This is a genomic window from Microcoleus sp. Pol12B4 (assembly GCF_036701385.1).
GTDB lineage: Bacteria > Cyanobacteriota > Cyanobacteriia > Cyanobacteriales > Microcoleaceae > Microcoleus.
In genome coordinates, this window is sequence record NZ_JAUBQR010000009.1 from 1 (window position 1) to 23,357 (window position 23,357).

The following is a 23,357-nucleotide window of genomic DNA, read 5'->3' on the forward strand; positions in this document are numbered from 1 at the left end:
CCGACTTTATTTGAGGGCGTGATGGAGTTTGTTGTACGCTTAAGCTATAAGATAAACGACTCTCAATTTCGACAATAGAAATCACAGAAATTTCCAACCCCTGTTCCGATTTTCCCGCTACACCATTATAAAAATAACCCTTACCGTCAGTTTTGTTGCCACTTTTTCTTAAAAAAGAACAATCGATAACGGCAATGACTGTGTGTTCAGGATTTAAGGCAGATTCGAGGAAATATTGATTAAATTGTGGAAAATTAAAGCTTTTGAGAAAGTGACGACGGTAGGTTTTTTCGCTCAAATAACTATAACGACTGAGATTCGTGAAGTTTACCTTACCATAGACCAGCAAAATAGTTGAGAATAAAGTGATTAAAAACTTCTTTTGGGGTTGACTAATTCCTGGCATTTGTTGTAAGATGGATTCAATAATCTTCATAAGGCAATCTGTGGAGCTTGTGTGTTTTTATAGCTTAACCTAAAAGAGTGCCTTTTTTTCTGTTTATTTTGGCTTCAGATAGCACTCTGTTTTTTCGCTTCTGTGCTTTATTGCGTAAGCATCCCTATTTAAAAACTGTCCGGAGTATTGATGTAATCAAAGTCACATTAAATAATTTAATTCAACTTGACATTCATATTTTGTAGTTTCTCTTTTAACCATTCCTCAAACAGAAGATTTTCCAAATCTCGCTTTAAAGCGCCTTCTAACGAAGCAGGTAGCACTTGTTCGACTTTCAACAAACAATAGCGTCCCTCAATCTGAAGCGGGCCAATAATTTGTCCAACTTGTGCATTTTCTGTGGCCTTGCGAACCATTTCTGGCATCTGAGCACGAATAACTGGCCCCATTACGCCACCTACTACAGCATCATCTACGGTGGAGTATTGTTTAGCTAATTGGACAAAATCTGCACCTTGTTCCAGTTGCGCTTTCAAACCTTCAGCAATTTCTGGATGCTGTACGACAATGCGCGAAAGGACAACCCGATCCAAATTTTCTTTATTTTGCACAAAGTGTTTTTGTACTTTTAATGCTGTGACTTTTTCTTTGAGATTTTCTTGTTTGATCCGAAAAACCACTTGCTGTTTAAGTACCGCATAATTTATCCCATTTGTCAATAACCATTTTTGGAAACTTTCAGGGCTAGTTAATTGCTGTTGCAACCGAAATTCTAGGATAAATTGTTCTACGATATCGGCTTCCGGTTCTGGAATTTCTAAAGCTTTTATTTCGTTTTCTAAGAGATACTGCTGGGCAATTTCTAACACAACTGTTGATAATTTACCAGCCGTGCGGAGATAGTCAAGGGATTGTTCTAAAGATAAAGTTACACTGTCTATCGATAAAAAATTGTTGATGTCCATTGGGAAATGTTGGTTAATGAGGGCGGTTACAATTGTGAGGGCGGGTTACAACTATCCCTAGTTTACCCGCCCCGCATCGATACTAGCCAACTAGCAAATTGAGCAACGTGGAATTGCCAGCCACTTTGGCAAGGGAGTTGGCGACACCTTTGAAATTGCCATCGCCTACTGCTTTGAAAGCATTGACTAAATCCTCGACACCGGGAATCATGTACATTCCTTCAAAGAAAGCATCCAAATACTTACCTTCTCTTAAGTTAACCGCAGCTTGGGCTAAATGTTCGCCTTCCGGGAATCCAGCAACTTTGAATCCTGTAGAAAGCGCTTTTAGGTAGTCGCCTTGCTGCAAACTCCACGCCATGTCTACCCAGTTCTTACCATCTTGGAACTTGGCAACGTCAAAGCCAGTCGAGAGTGCTTTGAGATATTCGCCCTCCTTGACAGATTGCACCATATCTATCCAATTTTTACCATCTTGGAACTTGGCAACGTCAAAGCCTGTAGAAAGTGCCTTGAGATAATCACCATCTTTAATAGACCAAGCAGCATCGACCCAACTTTGAATCGTTTGGAAGTTGGAGTTTAAGAAAGCACCGATTACTTTTCGATTCGCTTCCGCAGTTCCGCGGGTACTTAATGAGGTTGAAACATAGGGCGATACCAGTCCTAATGCGGCCAAGAACAGTGTGTAATCTAACTCTTTGTATTGGAAAGCAGGATTGCTCAATTCGAGAACAGAAAGAGAAGAGAATTTAACCCCAGATGCTTTTTGTTCGCCCTTAATTTCCACACCATTCAGCACAGCCAGTCCGTGTTTTTCCCAGACAAAAGGATTAGAGTACGAGGAAATAACGGCTTGACCGGGCAGGAAGGCTTCTCCAGCCATTTGGACGATATCGCCAGATACGACGTAGTGGGTTACATTTTCTGGATTCCCTCCATTGAAGGCAAATTTAAGCGCGATCGAATCATCAATTCCGGGAGAATTAAAGGTGACAGTTTGACCCACCTTATCTGTAAATTCAGCCGCAATTGTTTGAGCTAATGCACCACCTAAACTGTGACCCACAATATCAGGACGGCGACCTTGCTGATTTTGAGTTGCTAACCAACCTTCGATCTCATTCTTATTCGCTTGGAATTGACTGTAACCGATGCTAATAGGGTTGGCATCTTCCAAAACATCTTTTAACGTTGCGATGCCTTTCCGTTCCGTTGGGCTGCCTCCCGTACCGCGAACGGCAAGAACGGGTGGTTTACTGCCATCTGTTGAAACGAGACCAACGGCATAGAATCCAGTGTTTGGATCGGAAATTACTTTGTCAACTTTGTAACCAGAATTCAGCACTTCGTTTTCTGCGAGTCTATTGCCCATCGTACTGTCATCTTTGAAAGCATTCTCCTCCTGGGCAGACACTTCAGGATCTTCGTAGGCAATACCGCGAGCCAGATATTCGTATAACTTGTGTTTTTCCGGGATAGCTGCGGGATCTATACTTTGTCCTGGCAACGAGTAATCGTCTGTAATAGCATCAAAAACATTCCCGACAAATGTTCCAGCATTGTCCAAACCAGCCGTTTCTAAACCAGCACTCAAAGCTTGCTTGTAGTCGCCATCTTTGATAGCCCAGGCAACGTCTACAAATTTGTCGGCCTTGGGAAATCCAGTGGTTGATAAACCCGTACTCAGAGCTTTTTTATAGTCACCATCTTTGATAGCCCAGGCAATATCAACAAATTTCTCAGGATTATTAAACCCTGTACCCGACAATCCTGCACTTAAAACATCCTTCCAGTCGCCATCTTTCATTGCCCAGGCAACATCTACAAAGGTGTTGGCTAGCTGATCTTTTACCTCAAGCTCTTTGAGGATATCTTTCAAGGCTGTCTTGTAGTCTTTGTTGATAATTCCCCAGCCGACATCTACTAGGATATTGACCAGCGTATCTGGAACAGCAGAGCCACCGGGTATTATACCTAGCACTCCATTGATAGCGTTCTTGACAACCTGTTTCCAATCTCCTCCAATCAGGGCAATCAATCCCTCTATGCCATTGACAACAGTGCCGACAACTGGAATTTTCTTCAAGACATCGAGGACAGCACCAACGTCTATGCCGTCGAGGGAACTTTTAAGTTTGGCCGCGAGGTCATCTGCTAATTTTTTGACAGGGTTATTTTTATCCAAAAACTCCTTAAAGTTTTTACCCTGTTTCTTAAGATCGTCAATGCTCTTGGGAATGCGATTACCTACTTCTTCAGCTACCTTACTGATAGCAATCCAACCTTTTTCCAAGCTCTTTTGCACGGAATTGACAGCATTGTTAGTTTCGTTCCAAGCATCAGTCACCCAACCCGTCACTGAATTGGCAGTTGCTATAGTGGCGTTCCAGGTTGCTGCGGCTGTGTTTGTGACATAATCAGCAGCATTTACGAAACTATTCCAGCCGTTACTAATTGCACCGTCTATTGAGGTAGCAGCACTACCAATAGCATTCCAACCATCATCAAGTTTTTCTCGAACGTAGTTAGCAGCATTCCACGTTTCCGATGCAAACTTGCTATTGAGCTGTTGTAGATAAACATCGGCATTTTGCATCGCTTGACTAGTCTCTTGGGCGACTTTATCGAGAACTGTCACCGCACTGTCAAGCGATCGCCAGGTGCTGTTTGTCAAATCTCTTGCCCACTGCGGGAAGGGGTTGGAAGAACTACCACCACCTGAACCGCCAGAATTTCCAAACAATCCTCCAACTACTGCACCTGTTACAGGATCGCCTAAAACAGCACCAATTCCTGCACCTACAACAGCACCTCCCAAACTCCAAGCGGCTCGTTCTGTAGCAATACTACTCCCTGTACTACTCCAAACTGTACCTGTCATCTTGGCTTCCAGATCGTAGTAGTAGTACAAGTTGTAGAAGTCTTTCCAGTAAGCTTCTGGGATGCCATAAGTTCTCAGAGTATTTTCAAACAGATCAAAGTTAGCAGGCTTGTAGGTTTCTGGTTCAGTTGCTTTCGCCAAATGCACCCCCGCCGCAATATTTAGCAGCCCCAAACCTGTTTTAGTATCCCAACCTGGCGTATCCAAGTCAGTCGCCGTGAGGCGAAGAATATCCATCACTTGGGTGTAGTTCAAATTGGGGTTCGCAGCCCAAATTAGAGATGCTGCACCTGTAACTTTAGCTGCTGCTACCGATGAACCAACAGCACCATTACTAGCAGTTCCCTGTGCCAAGATGTCAACACCCTTGCCGTAGTTGGAATAATCAATTTCCCCATAGCTGGAATAATCTGCCCGTTGCCAACCTTCAGCAGCACCCGCGACCAGAATATTGTCAAACTCTTTAGTTGCTTGACTTAGAGCAGACATGAGATCGTTCTGATTTCCTGTTGCGGCAACAACTAACACATTATTCTGCTGGGCATAAGTTAGAGCCGCTCTTTCTAAAGCAGTCAATTCGTGGCGCGTGACAACAATACCATCAGGTAAAGTCTGAGTCAGGTCGAAGCTGAGGTTAACTACAGAATTTGGTTGTCTTGATGCTTTGGCAGTATCAACAAACTCAATCAATGACTGTGCCCAATCGTTTGAATCAACAGCACCTCCTAGCCAAATCGGTGACTTATCATTGATGCCATCAATCCCAATGTTGTTTTTACGAGTCGCACCAATAATCTCTAGGATTTTAGTACCGTGATCGTTTCGCCACCATTCCCCAGAATCCAGCAAGGGGTTTTCGTCACCACCAACTAAATCTTTACCCAGTGTAATGCGCGAGTAGTCAATGTCTGGATTTTCGGCACTAAAACCCGTGTCAATAACGCCAATGAGTGGCAAACCAGATTTTGCATTATCGGGGGTGTTGTACCAACGACTTTCAGAGGTGGCGATTTTTGCCCAAACATCAATTTGAGCTTGAGTATCGTCAACTGAATCATTCCAAGAATTAGTAATTGCGCTATACTGATTCCAAGCATCACTCATAACCTGTTGGCGAGTGCTGTCTTGCTCTTGATAATGAGTCCAAGCATCCGCCATAACAGCATCAGTATAGTTATCCAGAGCGTAGTATTGATTCCAAGCATCGTTGATTACCCCAGTTTGATAATCATTCATGCTGTTATATTGACTCCAAGCATCATTTATCATCCCAACTCGGTAGTTATCCAAATCGCGGTAGTCGTTCCAAGCATTGCTGATAACGGCATCCGTGTAGGAATCAAAGCTGTTATACTCACTCCAAGCATTGTCCACAACTTCAACTCGATAGTCATTCCACGCCCGGTAGCTGCCGGAAGCATTATTTAAGCTTGTATTTCTGTCCGTGGCATTGTTGTTATAATCGATTACAGCATTATTCACTAGAGAGTCGCTGTAGTTGCTGAGGGCATCATACTCGTTCCATGCTGCATCTCCTACACCATATTGATTAAATTCATCTACAACATGGTTGGTACGATCGATCATCCAGTTTTCAATCCTGACGATCTCGTTCCAGTTATGGTTCGTCCATCCATACATCCAGTCGGAAACGCGATTGATTTCATTTGCCGTGTATGCTGCCCAGTCGTACATATACTGTCCGCTACCCGATATTTCATTGTTGAGGTAGTTATCCCAGGCATTTATGTAGTCCGTGTTGCTGGAGAGATTTTGCCAGATATCCCAAGCTTGGTTGTATGTGGAGCTATCGATAGAAGAGATTTCTCCTTGTAAATAGTTCGTCCAAGCATTCATATAATCTCCACTGCTGGAAATTTGATTGCCTAGATAATCTACCCAAGCATTCATGTAGTTTCCATTACTAGATAGATTGCTCCCGATATCGGGAACTTGATTGTAGATAGAGTTCCCCGCATCGCTCATTTCATTTTGAAGACTTTGTAACTCTTGCTCTCCACTTGCTTCTAATTTGGTCATTTGGGAGTTTGCTTGTTCTAGCCACTCGTTAACGACGGTTTGGGGTGTAACAACTGACTCTGTAATTGTTACTTGTACGGGGGAGGCGATCGGCCCTTTTCCCTCATCATTACTAGCTGAATTTTCTACCACGGTTGGTTGTGGGATGGAGCCTGAATTACTGTCTGCTGAAGTGGGCGCGATCGCTGCTGTCACCTCACCTTCACTTGCCGCAGTTTCCCCTAAAGTTGGCTGTGTGGTGGATGTCGAGTTATTGTCTTGAGTTGAAGGGGCGATCGCTCCTATCTCCTCACCCTCATTTCCAACAGTCTCCACTACAGGTGGCGGGGTATTAGAAGCTGAATTATTATTTTGGGTTGTGGACGTGAGCTCATCGGAGTTGGTAGAAGTTACATCAGTTTCCGTTTTAGCAGGATCGGATGTTGCGGCGGCTGGAGTGACGACGGGGGTATCTGATTTTGATACTTCAGACGCGATCGCGACTGAATTATTATCCGTTACTACTGCTGAACCGGAAGTTTTGGGAGTATCGGAGACGATCGCTCCTGCATCCCCAGTGACGCTAGATGAAGACTCGGTTGTCACAACTGGCTGTTCTGACGATACTGGTGCGATCGATCCAGTGTCAAGCGGTGCGATCGCTGGATCTTCACTCTCAGAAGTTACCGCTGCTTTATCTGGGACTGGGGAAGTTTCCTCAACGGAAACTGAGGGTTTCTCGATCGCAGGTGCGAACTCATCGGAGTTGGTAGAAGTTACGTCAGTTTCAGTTTTAGCAGGATCGGATGTTGCAGGTGCAGTGACAACAGGGGTGTCTGATTTTGATACTTCAGAGGCGATCGCTCCTGTTTTGCTAGCGTTATCTACCTCGTTATCTGTATTGCCAAAAACGCTATCATACAACTCATCTGTGACCAACTCCCCGACTTTGGGATTCTCCGGTGTTACGTAAGCTTTAGCATACTCAGTCAAGGCTTTCCCCAAGTTAGTTGAACGCCACTCTTTCTTTGGATTGATGACGCTATCTATACTGACTGCGCTCCCCGTCGCACCCCGCACCTGGAAGATAATGTCATTGTAGTCGCTATCTGTACCTGGCTTGTCTACCCGCAAATCTTCCATGACAAAGGTATTTCCTATACCCGTGACATCGGCAATTTGCCCAGTCATAAAGCTACCATTTGGGTTAGCCATTGGCAGGGAAAATAAAGGCCGTGCGTCATCACCTGTTGCAGACTTGTTTGCAACTTGCTGTAAGTTAGCTCCGTTAGGGACTAAGATGAAAGCAAACGTATCCCCTGGAAGCATTGTCAAGGTTTTAACGCCTTTATACTCGCCTTGATTACGGTTGATGTCGTCAGGGAGGTCGCCATTAAATCTGGCTCCTTCATTAGCGTCGTTAATGACGACATAACCCAAATTAGAATTACTTACCGCTCTGCGTGCAGCCTCAGTAATAAAAGCATCGGAGTTTTGAGCTAATTTCTCCATCCCCTCTAGATTAAAAATCCCTAACTCTCCCTCATATCCACCTCCGTCAAACAGGTAATCAATCCCAACATTGCCAGTTTCACCAACTTTAAATACCCCCATGTTAAATGTAAAGTTTTGAGATGTAGTGACAACGGGAGTATCTGATTTTGATACTTCAGATGCGATCGCGACTGAATTATTATTAGTTACTACTCCTGAATCTGGATTTTTGGGAGTAGAAGTATCGGATACGATCGCTCCTGCATCCCCCGTGACACTGGATGAAGACTCGGTTGTCACCACTGGCTTTTCTGACGATACTGGTGTGCTTGATCCATTGTCAAGCGGTGCGATCGCTTGATCTTCACTCTCAGAAGTTACCGCTGCTTTATCTGTGACAGGGGAAGTTTCCTCAATGGAAACTGATGATTTCTCAATCGCTGGTGCGATCGTTTTATTTTCAGTTGAAGTAATGGAAGTGTCTGGCGTCTTAGATTGACTTGTTGCTGGCGTAACGTTTTCTTTTGGCTGTTCCGTATTGTTAAGTGTTTCGCTTTGAGGAGCAGAAGGATTCGTTAATGAGTCCGGTTTTGAATTATCTATTACCGCTTCGTTTACTTTTAAGCCTGTTAGGGTATCGATTCCTGTATCGGATGTACTCGATTTAGATTTTAAATCATTTGAAAAAATACTTGTTTGGGTGGTGCTAGAGTCGGGCAAGATTACATTATTGATTTCCTCATTTTTTAAGTCTAAAATACTTGGCAATATATCTTTTGTAGTGGATGAATCGTTAGCAATAAATGAATTGTTAACAGAGTTTACATTGTTTATTTTATCTGATGCTGGTACGAGTGCATTTGTCGAGCCTATTACTGCATCTAGATTGCTTTTTTCCTTGTTAAAGTTAAGTGTAGCATTGTAATTAATTAAGTCGCTCACGGTAGATACCCTCTGATTTATCTGCGTTGAATGGGTGGTTTTAGTGAATTTATCCTTGCCTGACTTTCAAGAAGTAATTTTTTAAGAAGCATTGCAATAAAATTAAGCAGCTCTTGCAATGCCCATTACTACCTGATAATGAAACTTCATTAGATATGCACACTTTTGATAGCTATTACTTTTAATATTGCAATTCACTGGTTAAATTTGCCTCGATTCAGTAATAACACTGATGCGCCGATCGTGTCTGTGAGTAAAAGTTATAAATAGTTATATCGTGGCTCCAAACTCTACCGAGTTTTTAAGTATAATGGTCTAAACGCCTGCAATTGGGGACAAGAACCATGACCCTTGCGCTAACAAACCGGATAATTTTAGATAAATGACTATTGAAGAAGCACTGCTTTTCCTCGACTCACTTCTCAAACAAGAGCATCTCAACGATATTCACATACTGGTATTGCGACAGACTTGGGAAGGACACTCTTATCCACAGATTGCCAAAAGCGCGGGTTATGATGCCGAATACATTAAGTTTGTTGGCTTTCAATTATGGCAAGTTCTCAGTCGGCTATTCGGAGAAAAAGTCACCAAGAGTAATGTTCAGTCAGTTATGCGACGGAAAGCGCAACAGGCACAAGTAACTGTCGCACTACCAAATAGCCAAATTAGTCACAATATAAACAAACAAATCCATTGGAGTGGTGCGATCGCCGATCGAGTTGCAACTCATGTAACCAAACTCAACAAAAGTATTAATTGGGGAGAGGCAATTGATGTTTCTATTTTCTACGGACGTGCACAGGAATTAGCTTTATTAGAACAGTGGCTTATCGGCGATCGCTGCCGCCTAGTGACACTGTTGGGGATGGGTGGCATTGGTAAAACCTCTCTCTCTATCAAGGTAGCAGAACGCGTCCAAGAGCAATTTGATTATATTATCTGGCACAGTCTCTGCAATGCTCCATCGCTCCTCGACTTGTTGGCAGAACTGATTCAATTTCTCTCGAACCAACAGGAAACAAATTTACCGGAAACTGTGGATGCTGGAATCTCGCGCCTGATGCACTATCTGCGACAGCATCGGTGTCTTTTAATATTAGATAACTTCGAGTCAATTCTACAGGAAGAAGAACGCACGGGTTGTTATCGACAGGGATATGAAGGCTACGATAAACTTCTGCGATGCGTAGCCGAAATTAACCATAAAAGTATTTTGCTACTAACCAGTCGAGAAAAACCGATCGGTTTAGCCGCTAAAGAAGGTAAAAATTTGCCAGTTCGTTCATTACAACTGACAGGTTTAACAACCCCAGAAGCACAGGAAATTGTCCAAGGTATTGCTTTTTTTCAAGGAGCAGACTGCGAATGGGATATTTTGATATCCCACTATGCTGGAAATCCGTTAGCCTTAAAAATGGTTGCTCCAGCCATCCATGATTTTTTTGATAGTAGCCTGACCAGATTTTTAGAACTTTTAAATCAAGGAACTTTAGTATTTGATGATATTCGGAACCTATTAGACCGACAATTCAATCGTTTATCAGATCTAGAAAAAAAGGTGATGTACTGGCTGGCGATCGAGCGGGAGCTAGTCTCGCTGACAGAATTACAACAAGATTTAGTTTCAAAATTAACTGTCAAAGAATTACTAGAGGTTTTAGGTTCTCTCGTTAGACGTTCTCTCATCCAAAAAACCTCAGACGGCTATACTCAACAACCCGTCGTCATGGAATACATGACGGAACGATTAATCGAAAAAGTCTGCACTGAGATAACCAGCAGCGAAATTGACCTTCTCAGAAGCCATGCTCTTCTCAAAGCTACAGCTAAAGAATACCTTAGAGATACGCAAGCTCGTCTTATCCTTAAACCTATTGCCGAACGACTGCTTTTTACTTTTGAACGTCAGCAACTTCTCGAGAGCCAACTCAAACCAATTCTAGCATCGCTGCGCGGTAAACCAACAATAGAAACTGGCTATGCTGCGGGTAATATTATAAATTTATTGCGTCAGATGCAGGCAGATTTAAGCGGTTGGGATTTTTCTAATTTGACTGTTTGGCAAGCTTATTTACCCGATACGAATTTGCATCAGGTAAACTTTGCTGGGGCTAATTTAGCTAATTCCGTTTTCACTGAAGTTCTGGGAAGCGGTTTGTCAATCGCTTTTAGCCCGGATGGACAATTTTTAGCAATGGGCGATACAAATGGTGAGATTCACTTGTGGCAAATGCCAGAAGTTAGGCTGCTGAGAACTAGCAAAGAATACGGCAGCATCGTGTTATCAGTCGCTTTTAGTCCGGATGGGAAAACTCTTGCTACTGGCCGTAGTAACGGGACGATTCGTTGCTGGGATGTTAGCAGTTGGTCTATCCGTCAAATATTGCAGGGAAATACTAGCCCTGTGCTGGGAGTGGCTTTTAGTCCTGAGGGCAAGATGCTTGCTAGCAGCATCGGTGATGGAACTGTGCGTTTCTGGGATTGGAGTCATGGACGATGCTTGCTAACTTTGCAAGCACACAAAAATCAGGCTTGGTCGATCGCATTTAGTCCTCAAGGTAATATTTTAGTTAGTGGCGGTGATGACGGAATACTTAAACTTTGGGATGTTGCTACGGGACAATGCCTGAAAATGTTTGAGAGTGAATGTGGTCAAATTCTATCGGTTACTTTCAGTCCGGATGGTAAAACTGTAGCCTGTGGCGGTGCTGATGCTTCGATCGCCCTGTGGGATATTAACACGGGTGAAGTCTTGAGGATTTGCTCTGGACATTCACAAATGGTGGTGTGTGTTGCCTTTAGTCCAGATGGTCAGATTTTAGCAAGTTGCAGCGAAGACAGCACGGTGAGATTGTGGGAGGTAATATCGGGTAAGTGTCTAAAAACGCTGCAAAAACACACCAGTCGGGTTTCAGCCGTCGCGTTTAATCCTGATGGCAAAACTTTAGCTAGCACTGGTGAAGACTGTACGGTGAGACTCTGGGAGGTTAAAACAGGTCATTGTCTGAAAACAGTATTGGGGCAAAGCAATCCAGTAAATTCGGTAGTTTTCTCGCCAGATGGCCAAACTTTAGCTAGTAGCGATCGCGCCGTGAGATTATGGAATATCAAAACGGGGAAATGTATTAAAAGCATACAGGATGGACATACTAATCGATTGAAATCGATTGCCTTTAGTCCGAATGGGGACTTGTTGGCGAGTGGATTCTCTGACACTACTGTTAGGTTATGGGATGCTATGACCGGAGAATGCCTAAAAAGCTTAGAGGGTCATTCTGCTTGGGTTTGGGGAGCCACCATCAGTCCCGACGGTAAGATATTGGCAAGTTTCAGTGCCGATCAGACTATCAAACTATGGGATATTAGCACAGGGCAATGTCTTTATAGTTTTACTGAGCATCAGAGTTGGGTGATGGGAGTTACTTTTAGTCCTTCAGGTAATATCCTGGCTTCTGCGAGTACCGATAATACGGTGAAGTTATGGGATATCAGTACAGGGAAAGTCTTAAGAACTTTGATGGGCAATAGCAGTTGGGTTTGGTGTGTTGCCTTTAATCCTGACGGTAATATCCTCGCAAGCAGCAACAGTGACGGTAGCATCAACTTTTGGGATATCAATACCGGACAATGTCTGACCACTCTGGAGGGACATGGGGATATTGTGTCATCTGTAATTTTCAGTCCTGATAGTACATACTTGGCGAGTGGCGGTCATGACCAAACTATACGAGTTTGGGATGTTAGCACGGGTAGATGTTTGCAAGTTCTCGAAGGACATAACCATTGGGTATGGTCAGTTGCTTTTAGTCCAGATGGTCAGACCCTTGCTAGTAGTAGCCAAGATGAGACGATTAAGCTTTGGGATGCAGTGACGGCTAAGTGCATCAAAACCTTACCAGTTCCCAAACCTTATGAAGGCATGAAAATGACAGGTGTTAAAGGTTTAACTGAGGCGACTATTGCGACGCTCAAAACACTGGGGGCAGTTGAAGTAAGTTGATCGCGACTTATACCAAATCCGGGTTTACTACCCCTTTTTTTTGTATTATTTGTCATTGCAAGGAAGGAAGCAATTGCAGAGACTAAGCGATTGCTTCCTTCCTCGCAATGACGGAGGGTTAGTGATGATATTAAAACCGGATTTGGGAGCGGGTGGCTACATTGGAGGGGGTGGGGCGTCTTGAATTTTAGCCAGTGCTGCTTTCATTTCAGGAGTGGCTAGCAACTTTTGGGTATCTGCGATTAAACGATCGCCCCAGAGGTTTTCTTTGAGATATTCTACGGTAGCATAGCGTTTGTCAAGTTTGAGAGCTGCTTCTCCCATCGCTAAGCCTTTTTCTTTGTCACCTTTTGTGTACAATGCTACTGCTAGAGCTAGCATTGATTCGGCTGCTTTATCGTCGATCACGATCGCTTCTTGCCAGCGTTTGATCGCGCTATCAATATCTCCCATTTCGTATTTGACTAATCCGATATTGTTAATAGCCGGCCACAGGTTTTTTTCTAAAGCAAAGGCTTTTTCATATTGGGCGATCGCCTGATCGAACCGCTTCAACTTATAAAAAGCATTGCCTAAATCAAATAATGCACCTGGAGTGTCTGGTTTTAACTTTAACCCTGCTTGCAAATATTCGACTGCTTTCTCGTAGTTCGCTTTCCGAAAGTGAGCTTCTCCCAAGACAAATTTAATTGAGGGATTTTCTGGCGACAGAGATTGAGCTTGCCCCAAAGCTTCAATGCCTTTGTCAAACTGCTCGACTTGAAGGTACAAGCTACCTAACAAAGTCCAAGTTTGAGCATTCTTGGGGGCTAACTGTGTGGCGAGTTCGGCTCTAGGTACGGCGAGTTGGTACTGCTGCAGCCTAGCTAGCTGGACAGCTTCTTCTGCAAGGCTCAAGGCTGTTTGTTCAAGTTGGGCAGAGTCGATTTGCAGGGTGTAAGGCAGGAGTGCCTGTGCGACAGCAGGCTCGGGCATTGTCCACAAACCGAGTGCGAGTAGCAAAGATATTAAAGGAATGCGATTAGGCACTGTACAGCCCCAGAAAAAAATATAAGGGTTTCTCGATCGCCTATAATAACTCATATTTTTGAGTTTTGATATTGCTTCTTGACTCGCAACACTTCTGGGTTTTCATTTAAATACTTCTCAAATTATATTTACACTCAGGGTAGTCGTTTTTCTTCACTGTTTTATAGACGACTGATCGCCTCACTACAAATAGGCAAAATTATGAGTTATTAAAAACTTAATGAGTTAATAAATAACCCTTCAATGTTTTCCTTTAAAGAATTACCCAACTCTGTTTTTACTCAGAAATAATAGTGGTATTTACAGATTTAGATAGAAGTAGTAAATTACTCACTAAAAACCTGGTAGCTTCTTCATTTTCAGGAACTTGAATGCGTTAATAAACTCTGTTGAATTTTGTCTAACAATTGTGCTGCTGATAAGGAAGAAGGCAAAATTTTAGCAGATACTTCTTGCAGTAGAAAGTCGATCGCCTCGGATTCCGAATTTACAGCAGATCGATAATCCCAGACTAAAATAGGCAGTTTTACTGTCATTTGGCGCAGGTTCGATAGCGCCTGCAACATAGCGGGGGATTCTGAGGGGGCATCTCGCAAGCACAGCAAAACTAAGTCAACGCTTTGATATTGCAACTGCTGCAAAACTTCTGTCCAGCTCTGAGCGATCGACCCTCGAAATCCTGCGGTGTGGATGTACTGAATCAAAGCTTGAAAGTTGGGAGTATAAAACTGGGAATTGGGCAGGGGAATCTCGGCATTTGTCGATCGAGCGCAATGTTGCAATTCTTCCGTCGGGTTCCCCCCAGCAGTTCGGTGCAAATCGGGTAAAGTCGAAATGTCGGCAAATAAAATGCTGGGCTTCCAACTCATGCCCGCAGCAACTTGAATTACTTGCCACAAAGCACTTGGCATTAACCCGGTTGGTGAAGTTTCACTGTCGTCGGGACTGCTAGTGGCTAAACAGGGAAATACCGACAATCCTTTGACTTGATTTGCCAGTTGCGTCGTTGGAGGATCTAAAGTCACCAAGGGGAGAGAACCCAAATTTCGAGACCGACTTAACTGTTCGATAAAAGCTAAGGGGTTTTCCAGTTGACTTGTACCGTCTAAGACGATCGCATCGGGCCGCCAAATTCTGGCCACGAGTTCTGCTTGGCCGAGGTCGTCTGCTTCTAAAACCCGGCAGTAGTTGGGGTTAAGCAGTAAAGCGGAACCTTGAGAGGAACCGTTTTGCGGGCTGAGCCACAACACAGTTAAAGAACTCCTTACTTTGGCGCTACTAGCATTACTGTGACCTATCAAGTCTGCCAGCAGCCGCCGCAAAGCGGGTTCTTCCACCGGCAAGCTCAAAAAGCCTTCGGCTCTGTTGACACTGGCCCGTTCTTTTTCGCCTCTGGTGGCCGTGATGATCGCCGGAATCGATCGGGTATCCGGGTCACTCTTGAGCAGCGTCAGCACGTCCCAACCCGACAGCAGCGGCAGCAGCGGGTTCAGGAAAATCGCTTCTGGACTGAACCTGCGAGCTTTTTCCAGCGCTTCGGTGCCGGAACGGGCGACTATTACTTGGTAGCCCAAACCTGAGATGACGTTGGTTAAATCTTCGATATATTTGGGAACTGCTTCGACTATTAATACTAAACGAGAGCGAGAATTGGCGATCAGAGTCGGATATTGGGGTTTTAATAATTCTTCCTCGGCGGCTCCAGGTGTCGCGACTTCTTCGCTGCTATTTCCCGGAGGATTTGGTGGCAGCAACAGGGTAAATTGAGAGCCTTGGTTTTCTGAGGAAATAAACGAAACGTCTCCGCCGTGGAGCCGAGCTAGGCGTTGAGTCAGTACCAGTCCCAGTCCGGTTCCTTGAAAGCGCCTAGTGAGGGGGCTTTCTAGCTGTTGGAATTTCTGAAAGATTAGGTGCTGTTTGTCGGCCGGGATGCCGATGCCAGTGTCCGAAACTGTGAATGCGATCCAGCCTTCCCAAACATTCACTTTCAATCCGATTTTGCCGCCGATCTCGGTGAATTTTAGGGCATTGGAAAGGAGGTTAACCAACATTTGCCGCAGCCGCAGTTCGTCGGCAATTAAGTGGCTCAGTCCCGCTTCTATTTCGAGTGTAAACTCTATTTGGGCGGATGGTTCTACGTTTGATGTACCGTCAGTTTTGCTCGGGGCAGGAGGGTTTTTTTCTTCTTGCTGTTGCAGTTGTTTTGCTTGTTCAAAGGCTCTTTGGCAGGTTGATGCTATTTCGACTGCTTCGGGAATTAGTTCTAGCTGCCCGGTTTCCATCCGAGTCAAGTCTAATATATCGTTAACTATTGTCATCAAATGCCGCCCGCTTTTATGAATTAGTTTGGCGTAGCGTGTTTGGCGGTCGTTGAGTTCTCCGATCAATTTATCTTTGAGGAGGCTTGACAAACCTAGCACGGCGGTGAGCGGGGTTTTTAGTTCGTGGCTGATGCATGATAAAAATTCGTCTTTTAGTCGGTTGAGGTGGATTAAATCTGCGTTTTTCGCTGCTAGTTCTTTGGCGACTAAATGTTCTTCAGTGACATCTTGGCCCATTACTAAAATTAGCTTGTCTGAGAGCGGCTGTTTGACAAATTGCCAGATCCGTTCTTGACCTTTTTGTACGGGGCACTCGCAAATGTAGGTGTCTGGTTTGCCGGCGGTGGGGCACCAAGCTGGAGCGGTTAATGTTGAGGGGGAGGCGGCAGCGTACAGGGGCAGCGGGCAACTGGTGGCTGCTGTTGAATCACGCGCGGCGAAGCTATCCCGCAGGGAATCGCTCGATCTACTTGCTCCTACTAGGCTCCTGCATTCTTTGGTGATGCCCTCTAACTGCACGCTCTTGTATTCGCTTGTTAAATGACTTGGTTTGCGGGGCGAGTGTTTACCCAAATTTGCTGCTGGTTCTGGAACTGGTTCGGGGCCTGCTCCCAGCAAAATCCGCCACGCTGCGTTTTGGCTGACTATTTGTGCGGTGGGGGTTTGCAATCTTAGGGGCAGGGGCAGTTTTTCCAACAGTTGGACTAGGGAGTTCAGGTTTTCCGAAGGTTTCAATCCTGCTTCTAGAAAGCGCACTTGAGCGTCTAGGACCGTGGCGATGGCTTCGGAAATTGGTTTTAATTCGATTTCTTTGACGGCTGTTGCCGGCTCTGTGAGGCTGCAGAGCGAGCTGCTGTTGAGTGCGGCGAATTGCAGCAGGCTCAGGCTGTCTAGCATTCCTAAAAATTGACCACTCGCATCTGTGAGGGCGATCGGAGTGTTTGAGGAAATGCCGACGGTTTGGCAGTTTGGCCCGGCTGGGGTGTTCTGTTCCTCTGTTTGCAGGTACTGCCAGAATTCCCTGACGCTCATAGCGGCGGGTAATGCCCTGACTGGCTCGATCGCGATCGGGCTTTCTGACAAAGGTTGCTGCCCGTCGTTTGTGCGATCGGCTCCCCAAGCCCAAAGGCTGCGGAGGTACACTAATCCCAGCGGCTGTAGCTGTTCGTTGACTACTGCGACTCGATCGCAGTTGCAGGATCTGAAAATTGACTGCAGCGATTCTAGCGCACCCGTTTGGTGGCACAGCGGCACTGGCTCGATAAAATTTTTGAGACTGGGGGTGGTGAGTGGCATAACAAACCTGAGAGTCTGCTCGCGAGAGCAGTAATATTTTTGATGCTCAATGTAGCTGCGAATTTCTGTATCTTATTTGTTTTATATCAGTTCGCTATCAGGCTCGATATCTGCACCGAGACCGGGGAGTTCGATGCCTACGCCTGATTTGAGGCGACTAGCAATTATTTTAAGGCTTAAGCTTAATTGCAGAAATCACGCTCAGGGTGCTTGACACAAAAGCCACAGAGTACACTTTGATTCTTCCTTTGGTAGAAGCGCATCACTTATTTTGCGGTTAAGATTGGTTAAAATAAATATTGAGATGATTGTTAAAATGTTAAGTTTTTTGTAAAGGAGATATCAACTCTGAGCGAGCCAGCACTTTCAGGCAACTTAGGTGGTGCACCTACAGCTTTGCTTCCTCAACTGTCTATCGGTATTTTTGTCCGCTCTGAGGAAATCGCAGCCTCTGCGATCGAGCTTTTGAGAGGCGAACGCTATGCTTTAACGCACATTAAGTCGGCAGTGGAGCTTTTGGGGTTCCTTAAGCACAATTATCACCTTGATTGTTTGGTTTTGGAGGTGGATGGGGATCTGCGATCGCTTCTGGGCAAGCTGCAAGAACGATCGATCTTTTTGCCTGCTGTGATTTTTTCGCCTCACCCGCAAGATTGCAGGCCCGAAGCACAATATTCAGAGGGTTTTGAGGCTGCAGCCATTACCCCAAACAAGAGTCAAGACGAAAGCTGTGCTTTTTTTTATCACCCTGCTGAGGTGCAACTGGCAATCGCTCGATCAGGCGAAATAGCTGCTGGTATCGATCAGGCGATCGCACAATTTCTGAAGCTTTCTACTCCGGTTCCTGTCAATTACCAATCCGTAACGGTCGATGCGACAGCCCAATTGACGGCTCAAAGTTTGCTCAGCCGACAGCAGCGACGGCTGGCGGAAAAATTACGGGAGCGATTAGGATACTTAGGTGTGTATTATAAAAGAAATTCCCAGATTTTTTTGAGAAATCTGTCGGGACCAGAGAAACAAAAGTTTTTGGAGCAACTCAAGTCAAGTTATCGCGACATCGTTTTGAATTATTTTTCTCAAGATACTGCGGTCAACAATCAAATAGATGAATTTGTGAATTTGGCTTTTTTTGCTGACGTTCCCGTGACTCAGATTGTAGAAATTCACATGGAATTGATGGACGAGTTTGCTAAACAGCTAAAAATAGAAGGACGCAACGAGGAAATATTGCTCGATTACCGCTTGACTCTGATTGACGCGATCGCTCATATGTGCGAGATGTATCGGCGATCGATTCCGAAAGAAACCTCTCAAGGTAGAAGGTAGAAGGGATTCGGCATAATTTAAGAAAGAAAAGGTAGAAGGTAGAATCTAACAAAAAATAAAGGAGCCGACAAACGGTCGCGCGAGGGAGAGGCGGAAATTATTATAAAATAACAAAGAACAGCGGATTTAAGACAAATAACAACTACAACTAACATCTGACAACTAATACTCAACATTTAAAAAAGTTCATGAGTCCTCTGAAGAAAACCTACGTTCTGAAGCTGTACGTTGCGGGGAATACTCCCAACTCAGTGCGAGCTTTGAAAACCCTAAAGGACATCCTAGAACAAGAATTTCAAGGCGTCTACGCGCTGAAAGTCATAGATGTTCTCAAAAATCCTCAGCTAGCAGAAGAGGACAAAATATTGGCAACCCCGACGCTGGCCAAAATCCTGCCACCACCGGTGCGAAAAATTATTGGCGATTTGTCCGATCGTGAGAAAGTTCTGATAGGATTAGATTTGCTCTATGAAGAACTTCGCGAAGAAGACCTGAATTCATAAGATAATCAGGTGAGAGTCAGTCGATTTTAGATTTAAGACTTCGGTTTGGCGTGAAACGTTCGGCGAGCGCTCAGTCGAAGCGTCGAGTCGTGCGAGCGTCGAACGATTTTAGATTTTAGATTTATTCAACAGATGAATCTGGGAGGTTGAACACAAGTCTAAAATTTTTCTCCTTCCACGACAGGAGTACGTGGCACGGTATCGGTTTTTGGGCGGGGTCATTAGTCAGCAGTCAGCAGTAATTAGTTATTGAGCAAGAGCCAAAACTAAAAGCTGGGTACAAAGACTCATGATCGGCGGTTAATGAGTGACAACTAAAGAATACTGAGAGTTGACAAAAATCGACATGAATGAAATTAGTCAAACGGTTAAACGAGAAGGATTGGTAACGGCAGGAGTTGAAAAAATTCGCACGATGATTGAGGGTTTCGATGACATCAGTCACGGCGGAATGCCACTCGGGCGAACCACCCTAGTCAGCGGCACATCAGGAACGGGAAAAACTTTATTTGCCGTACAATTTCTGTATAACGGAATTACCCATTTTGACGAAGCTGGAGTTTTCGTAACTTTTGAAGAATCTCCGACAGATATTATTAAAAATGCTTGCAGTTTCGGTTGGGATCTGGCACAGTTAATCGAGGAAGGCAAGCTATTTATTTTGGATGCTTCCCCCGATCCAGAAGGTCAAGATATCGTAGGAAATTTTGATTTATCAGCCTTAATCGAGCGAATTCAGTACGCCATTCGCAAGTACAAAGCCAAGCGGGTTTCAATAGATTCTGTTACCGCCGTATTTCAGCAGTACGATGCTGCATCGGTGGTGCGCCGAGAAATTTTTCGCTTAGTTGCGCGCCTCAAACAAGTCGGAGCAACTACAGTTATGACGACGGAACGGGTGGAAGAATACGGCCCGGTGGCTCGGTTTGGAGTGGAAGAGTTTGTGTCGGATAATGTGGTGATTGTTCGCAACGTATTGGAAGGAGAACGCCGCCGCCGCACCATCGAAATTTTGAAGTTGCGGGGTACAACTCATATGAAGGGCGAATATCCTTTTACTATGACTAATGACGGAATTAATATTTTCCCATTGGGGGCGATGCGATTAACTCAAAAGTCTTCCAACGTGCGGGTTTCTTCGGGCGATAAAACTCTAGATGAGATGTGCGGCGGCGGCTTCTTCAAAGACTCGATTATTTTAGCTACGGGTGCAACGGGAACCGGCAAAACGCTCTTAGTGAGCAAGTTCTTGCAGAATGCTTGTATGAACGGCAATCGGGCGCTGCTGTTTGCCTATGAAGAGTCGCGGGCTCAGTTGTTCCGCAATGCTTATTCTTGGGGCATTGATTTTGAGGAAATGGAACAGAAAGGAATGCTGAAGCTGCTGTGTACTTACCCGGAATCTGCCGGTTTGGAAGACCACTTGCAGACTATTAAATCAGAAATTGCGGAGTTCAAACCTTCTCGAATTGCTATAGACTCGCTGTCTGCTTTAGCTAGGGGTGTCAGCAATAATGCTTTCAGGCAATTTGTGATCGGAGTGACAGGTTTTGCGAAGCAGGAAGAAATAACCGGCTTTTTTACGAATACAAGCGACCAGTTTATGGGTTCTAATTCGATTACGGACTCCCATATTTCTACAATTACTGACACGATTATTATGCTGCAGTATGTAGAGATTCGAGGAGAAATGTCGCGGGCAATTAATGTGTTTAAGATGCGCGGTTCCTGGCACGACAAAGGAATTCGGGAATACACAATTACTGAAAGAGGCCCACAAATTAAAGATTCGTTCCGTGGTTACGAACGGATTATCAGCGGTTCTCCCACTCGGATTACGATTAATGAGAAGAGTGAGCTATCGCGGATTCTCCAGGGTGTGCAAGGTCAAGACGATGAGGATATTTGAGAGTTAGCAGTAATTCATCGTTGTTAAAAGTAGGTTGGATTGAGCTAGGGAACCCAACCTACTTTTAATTTGAGGAGTTTGTGAAAATTTATAGCAACCGCGACAATGTTTAGGAGGTTTTTAATTGCTGAAATAGGAGCTTTGATTGCCTTCTGCATCAGCGCCTTATGGTATATCAATTTCACTAAATAGGTTTTGGTAAAAATCTAGGGGTAAGCTGTTGAGCCTCTAAATTGTATATTTCAATGACATCTCAAAAATCATAAAATCCTCTCTATATCCCATTCTCGGACATACCAGCAAATCTTCCTAGCCTAGCACTTTAGTCCCTCGTGTTGCCTATCTCTACTACCCCCACATTAGCGGAACCACGAGAAATTATTGTACTAAAATATTAAAATTTATTTTATTATCAAACATCATTACTTACACCTCATCACCACTATTAGCCTCTCCCTCGCTCCACAAGATGAAATGGATTTCGATAGCTTGCTCAAAAATGCAGATATTTCCCTATATTAAGTTAAGGAATGAGGTCGAATACCTATATTTTTTACACAGCCACCATACCTAGGGCCAAATCCAATACCGTGGCGATCGCAAATCTCTTGAATTGTGCTTGGAAAGCCAATACTTGCTGTATGATCAACCTCAGCTCGATTCGCAAACAGGTAGCCTTGCTGGTGTTAAAGTTATAGTAGGAGGGTGTTCTCCTGAACTAGGTTGGATTCATCGCCATCGATGTATTGCCATTACCGAAAAAACTGGATTGATTTGGCCCGAAGAGCAAATGAATTTTAGAGCAAGCTTGCTGGCAATATCAGCAGTGGCTAGCAGCAGGACTAATTCTGCCTAATGTCGCGGTGAATCTGTCGCCACGTCAACTCAGCCAACCGACTTTAATCGCTAAGAGCGATCGCATTGTTGAGCGCACCGATATGAAGCCAAAATATCTAGGGCTAAAGATTACGGGAACGGCAATGAGGCTTAATGTTGACATTACATACAATCTTTTGAGCCAATGATCCGAGCATGGTATGGAGATTTATGTCGATGATTTTGCGACTGGCTATGCTGCTTTTAACAATCTGAAAAATTTTCTGGTAAAGTCGCTCAAAATTGATCCCTCACTTGTCCGCGATTTAGCCAGCGTTTCGAGCGAGCGATCGCGGAATAATTGCCCAACCCATAGTTGTAATCACACATGGCTTAAATCTCAGTACAATTGCCGAAGGAATTGAAACCCCACCGAAATAGGAATAGTTACAAGCAAGCGCCTAGGAAATTGGGCTGCATTATATGTTGAGGAAGCCGGCTATTGCTGAGTTTGCCACTCAATTAATCTGAGATCCTGAATTGTTGTCTACCACTATGTGGAATCAGCAATCCTCCCTCTTGAAAGCGCGCAAAAGTCTTATAATTAATTTAATGCTCATGTCGCTCAAATGACCAAAAAAATTTTCTTACGGAATAATATAAAATTGTTTGGACAAGGCACCCAGACGATGATGTTTGCTCATGGATTTGGTTGCGATCAAAATATGTGGCGTTTCGTAACACCGGCTTTTGAGAAGGACTACAAAATCATCCTATTTGATTATGTAGGTTCGGGACAGTCTGATATTAGTGCCTACAGTTATGAACGGTACAGCGACCTCAATGGCTATGTTCAGGATATCCTCGATATCTGTGAAGAATTAGGGTTGACGGATGTGATTTTTGTCGGTCATTCTGTCAGCAGTATGATCGGCCTTCTGTCCTCAATTCAAGCTCCTAATTACTTTAATCGCCTGATTCTCCTAGGGCCTTCACCTTGCTACATCAATGATTTACCAAATTATTACGGAGGGTTTGAGCGAAAAGATATTGAGGATCTGCTCGATATCATGGAGAAAAATTACATTGGTTGGGCAAGCTTTCTGGCGCCAATGGTGATGCAGAATCAGGAGCGTCCTGAGTTAAGTGAGGAACTTGAGACAAGTTTTTGCTCCACTGATCCGGTGATTGCAAGTCGCTTTGCCGAGGTAACTTTTTACTCTGACAATCGCAGTGATTTACCCAAGGTACCAGTACCTTCACTGATATTGCAATGCGCTGATGACGTGATTGCTCCCACCGAAGTAGGGCATTACCTTCAGCGCCACCTACCTAAAAGTGCGCTACGGCTGATGAAAGCTACGGGACATTGCCCGCACCTGAGTCATCCACAAGAAACGATCGAGATGATTAAGGAGTATTTGAGTGTACCTCATACTACTTGATTTGT

The 23,357-nt window shown here is 44.4% G+C and carries 11 protein-coding genes and 1 pseudogene; 7 read left to right on the forward strand and 5 right to left on the reverse strand.

Annotated elements, in window-relative coordinates:
* The 3 genes and pseudogenes from QUA38_RS02620 to QUA38_RS02630 form a co-directional block, all read right to left on the reverse strand.
* A pseudogene (locus tag QUA38_RS02620) lies at positions 1-436 on the reverse strand (transposase); the annotation flags it as partial.
* Between the two features lie 176 nt (positions 437-612).
* Positions 613-1,362: a peptidylprolyl isomerase gene (locus QUA38_RS02625; protein ID WP_333158944.1), complete on the reverse strand. Its 750-nt coding sequence runs from the start codon at positions 1,360-1,362 to the stop codon at positions 613-615.
* An 82-nt stretch (positions 1,363-1,444) separates the two neighbouring features.
* Entirely contained in the window at positions 1,445-8,701 is a 7,257-nt protein-coding gene (locus QUA38_RS02630; RefSeq protein WP_333158946.1) for a S8 family serine peptidase, read from the reverse strand.
* A 382-nt stretch (positions 8,702-9,083) separates the two neighbouring features.
* Here QUA38_RS02630 and QUA38_RS02635 point away from each other — a divergent pair, with 382 nt between their 5' ends.
* Entirely contained in the window at positions 9,084-12,704 is a 3,621-nt protein-coding gene (locus QUA38_RS02635; RefSeq protein WP_333158948.1) for a WD40 domain-containing protein, read from the forward strand.
* 156 nt (positions 12,705-12,860) lie between these two features.
* Here QUA38_RS02635 and QUA38_RS02640 read toward each other — a convergent pair whose 3' ends face one another.
* Positions 12,861-13,733, reverse strand: coding sequence for a tetratricopeptide repeat protein (locus tag QUA38_RS02640; RefSeq protein ID WP_445305023.1), 873 nt, complete (start codon positions 13,731-13,733; stop codon positions 12,861-12,863).
* 359 nt (positions 13,734-14,092) lie between these two features.
* Positions 14,093-17,350, reverse strand: coding sequence for an ATP-binding protein (locus QUA38_RS02645; RefSeq protein ID WP_333158952.1), 3,258 nt, complete (start codon positions 17,348-17,350; stop codon positions 14,093-14,095).
* A 396-nt stretch (positions 17,351-17,746) separates the two neighbouring features.
* On the opposite strand from QUA38_RS02645, the gene QUA38_RS02650 reads away from it, so the two are divergent.
* The 6 genes from QUA38_RS02650 (at position 17,747) to QUA38_RS02670 (ending at position 23,352) form a co-directional block, all read left to right on the forward strand.
* A complete protein-coding gene (locus QUA38_RS02650; RefSeq protein ID WP_333158954.1) occupies positions 17,747-18,679 on the forward strand; it encodes a circadian clock protein KaiA in 933 nt (310 codons plus the stop codon).
* 188 nt (positions 18,680-18,867) lie between these two features.
* Positions 18,868-19,182 carry a circadian clock protein KaiB gene (gene kaiB, locus QUA38_RS02655; protein ID WP_006632119.1) on the forward strand — a complete coding sequence of 105 codons (315 nt, stop codon included), beginning with the start codon at positions 18,868-18,870 and terminating at the stop codon, positions 19,180-19,182.
* Positions 19,183-19,528: 346 nt separating this feature from the next.
* On the forward strand, positions 19,529-21,091 hold the full coding sequence (gene kaiC, locus QUA38_RS02660) for a circadian clock protein KaiC (RefSeq protein WP_333068315.1): 1,563 nt from the start codon (positions 19,529-19,531) through the stop codon (positions 21,089-21,091).
* An 863-nt stretch (positions 21,092-21,954) separates the two neighbouring features.
* The gene (locus QUA38_RS02665; protein ID WP_333096924.1) at positions 21,955-22,116 is read left to right on the forward strand and encodes a hypothetical protein; all 162 of its coding nucleotides are present in this window, start codon (positions 21,955-21,957) and stop codon (positions 22,114-22,116) included.
* A 12-nt stretch (positions 22,117-22,128) separates the two neighbouring features.
* On the forward strand, positions 22,129-22,332 hold the full coding sequence (locus QUA38_RS29245) for an EAL domain-containing protein (RefSeq protein WP_445304935.1): 204 nt from the start codon (positions 22,129-22,131) through the stop codon (positions 22,330-22,332).
* A 204-nt stretch (positions 22,333-22,536) separates the two neighbouring features.
* Complete coding sequence (locus tag QUA38_RS02670) at positions 22,537-23,352, forward strand: alpha/beta hydrolase (RefSeq protein ID WP_333096923.1); 816 nt, start codon at positions 22,537-22,539, stop codon at positions 23,350-23,352.
* The last annotated feature ends 5 nt before the right edge of the window (positions 23,353-23,357 follow it).

Coding starts and splice junctions, on each gene's coding strand:
- QUA38_RS02625 (WP_333158944.1), bottom strand. CDS start 1,362: ATGGACATCAACAATTTTTTATCGATAGACAGTGTAACTTTATCTTTA.
- QUA38_RS02635 (WP_333158948.1), top strand. CDS start 9,084: ATGACTATTGAAGAAGCACTGCTTTTCCTCGACTCACTTCTCAAACAA.
- QUA38_RS02645 (WP_333158952.1), bottom strand. CDS start 17,350: ATGCCACTCACCACCCCCAGTCTCAAAAATTTTATCGAGCCAGTGCCG.
- kaiB (WP_006632119.1), top strand. CDS start 18,868: ATGAGTCCTCTGAAGAAAACCTACGTTCTGAAGCTGTACGTTGCGGGG.
- kaiC (WP_333068315.1), top strand. CDS start 19,529: ATGAATGAAATTAGTCAAACGGTTAAACGAGAAGGATTGGTAACGGCA.
- QUA38_RS29245 (WP_445304935.1), top strand. CDS start 22,129: ATGGAGATTTATGTCGATGATTTTGCGACTGGCTATGCTGCTTTTAAC.
- QUA38_RS02670 (WP_333096923.1), top strand. CDS start 22,537: ATGACCAAAAAAATTTTCTTACGGAATAATATAAAATTGTTTGGACAA.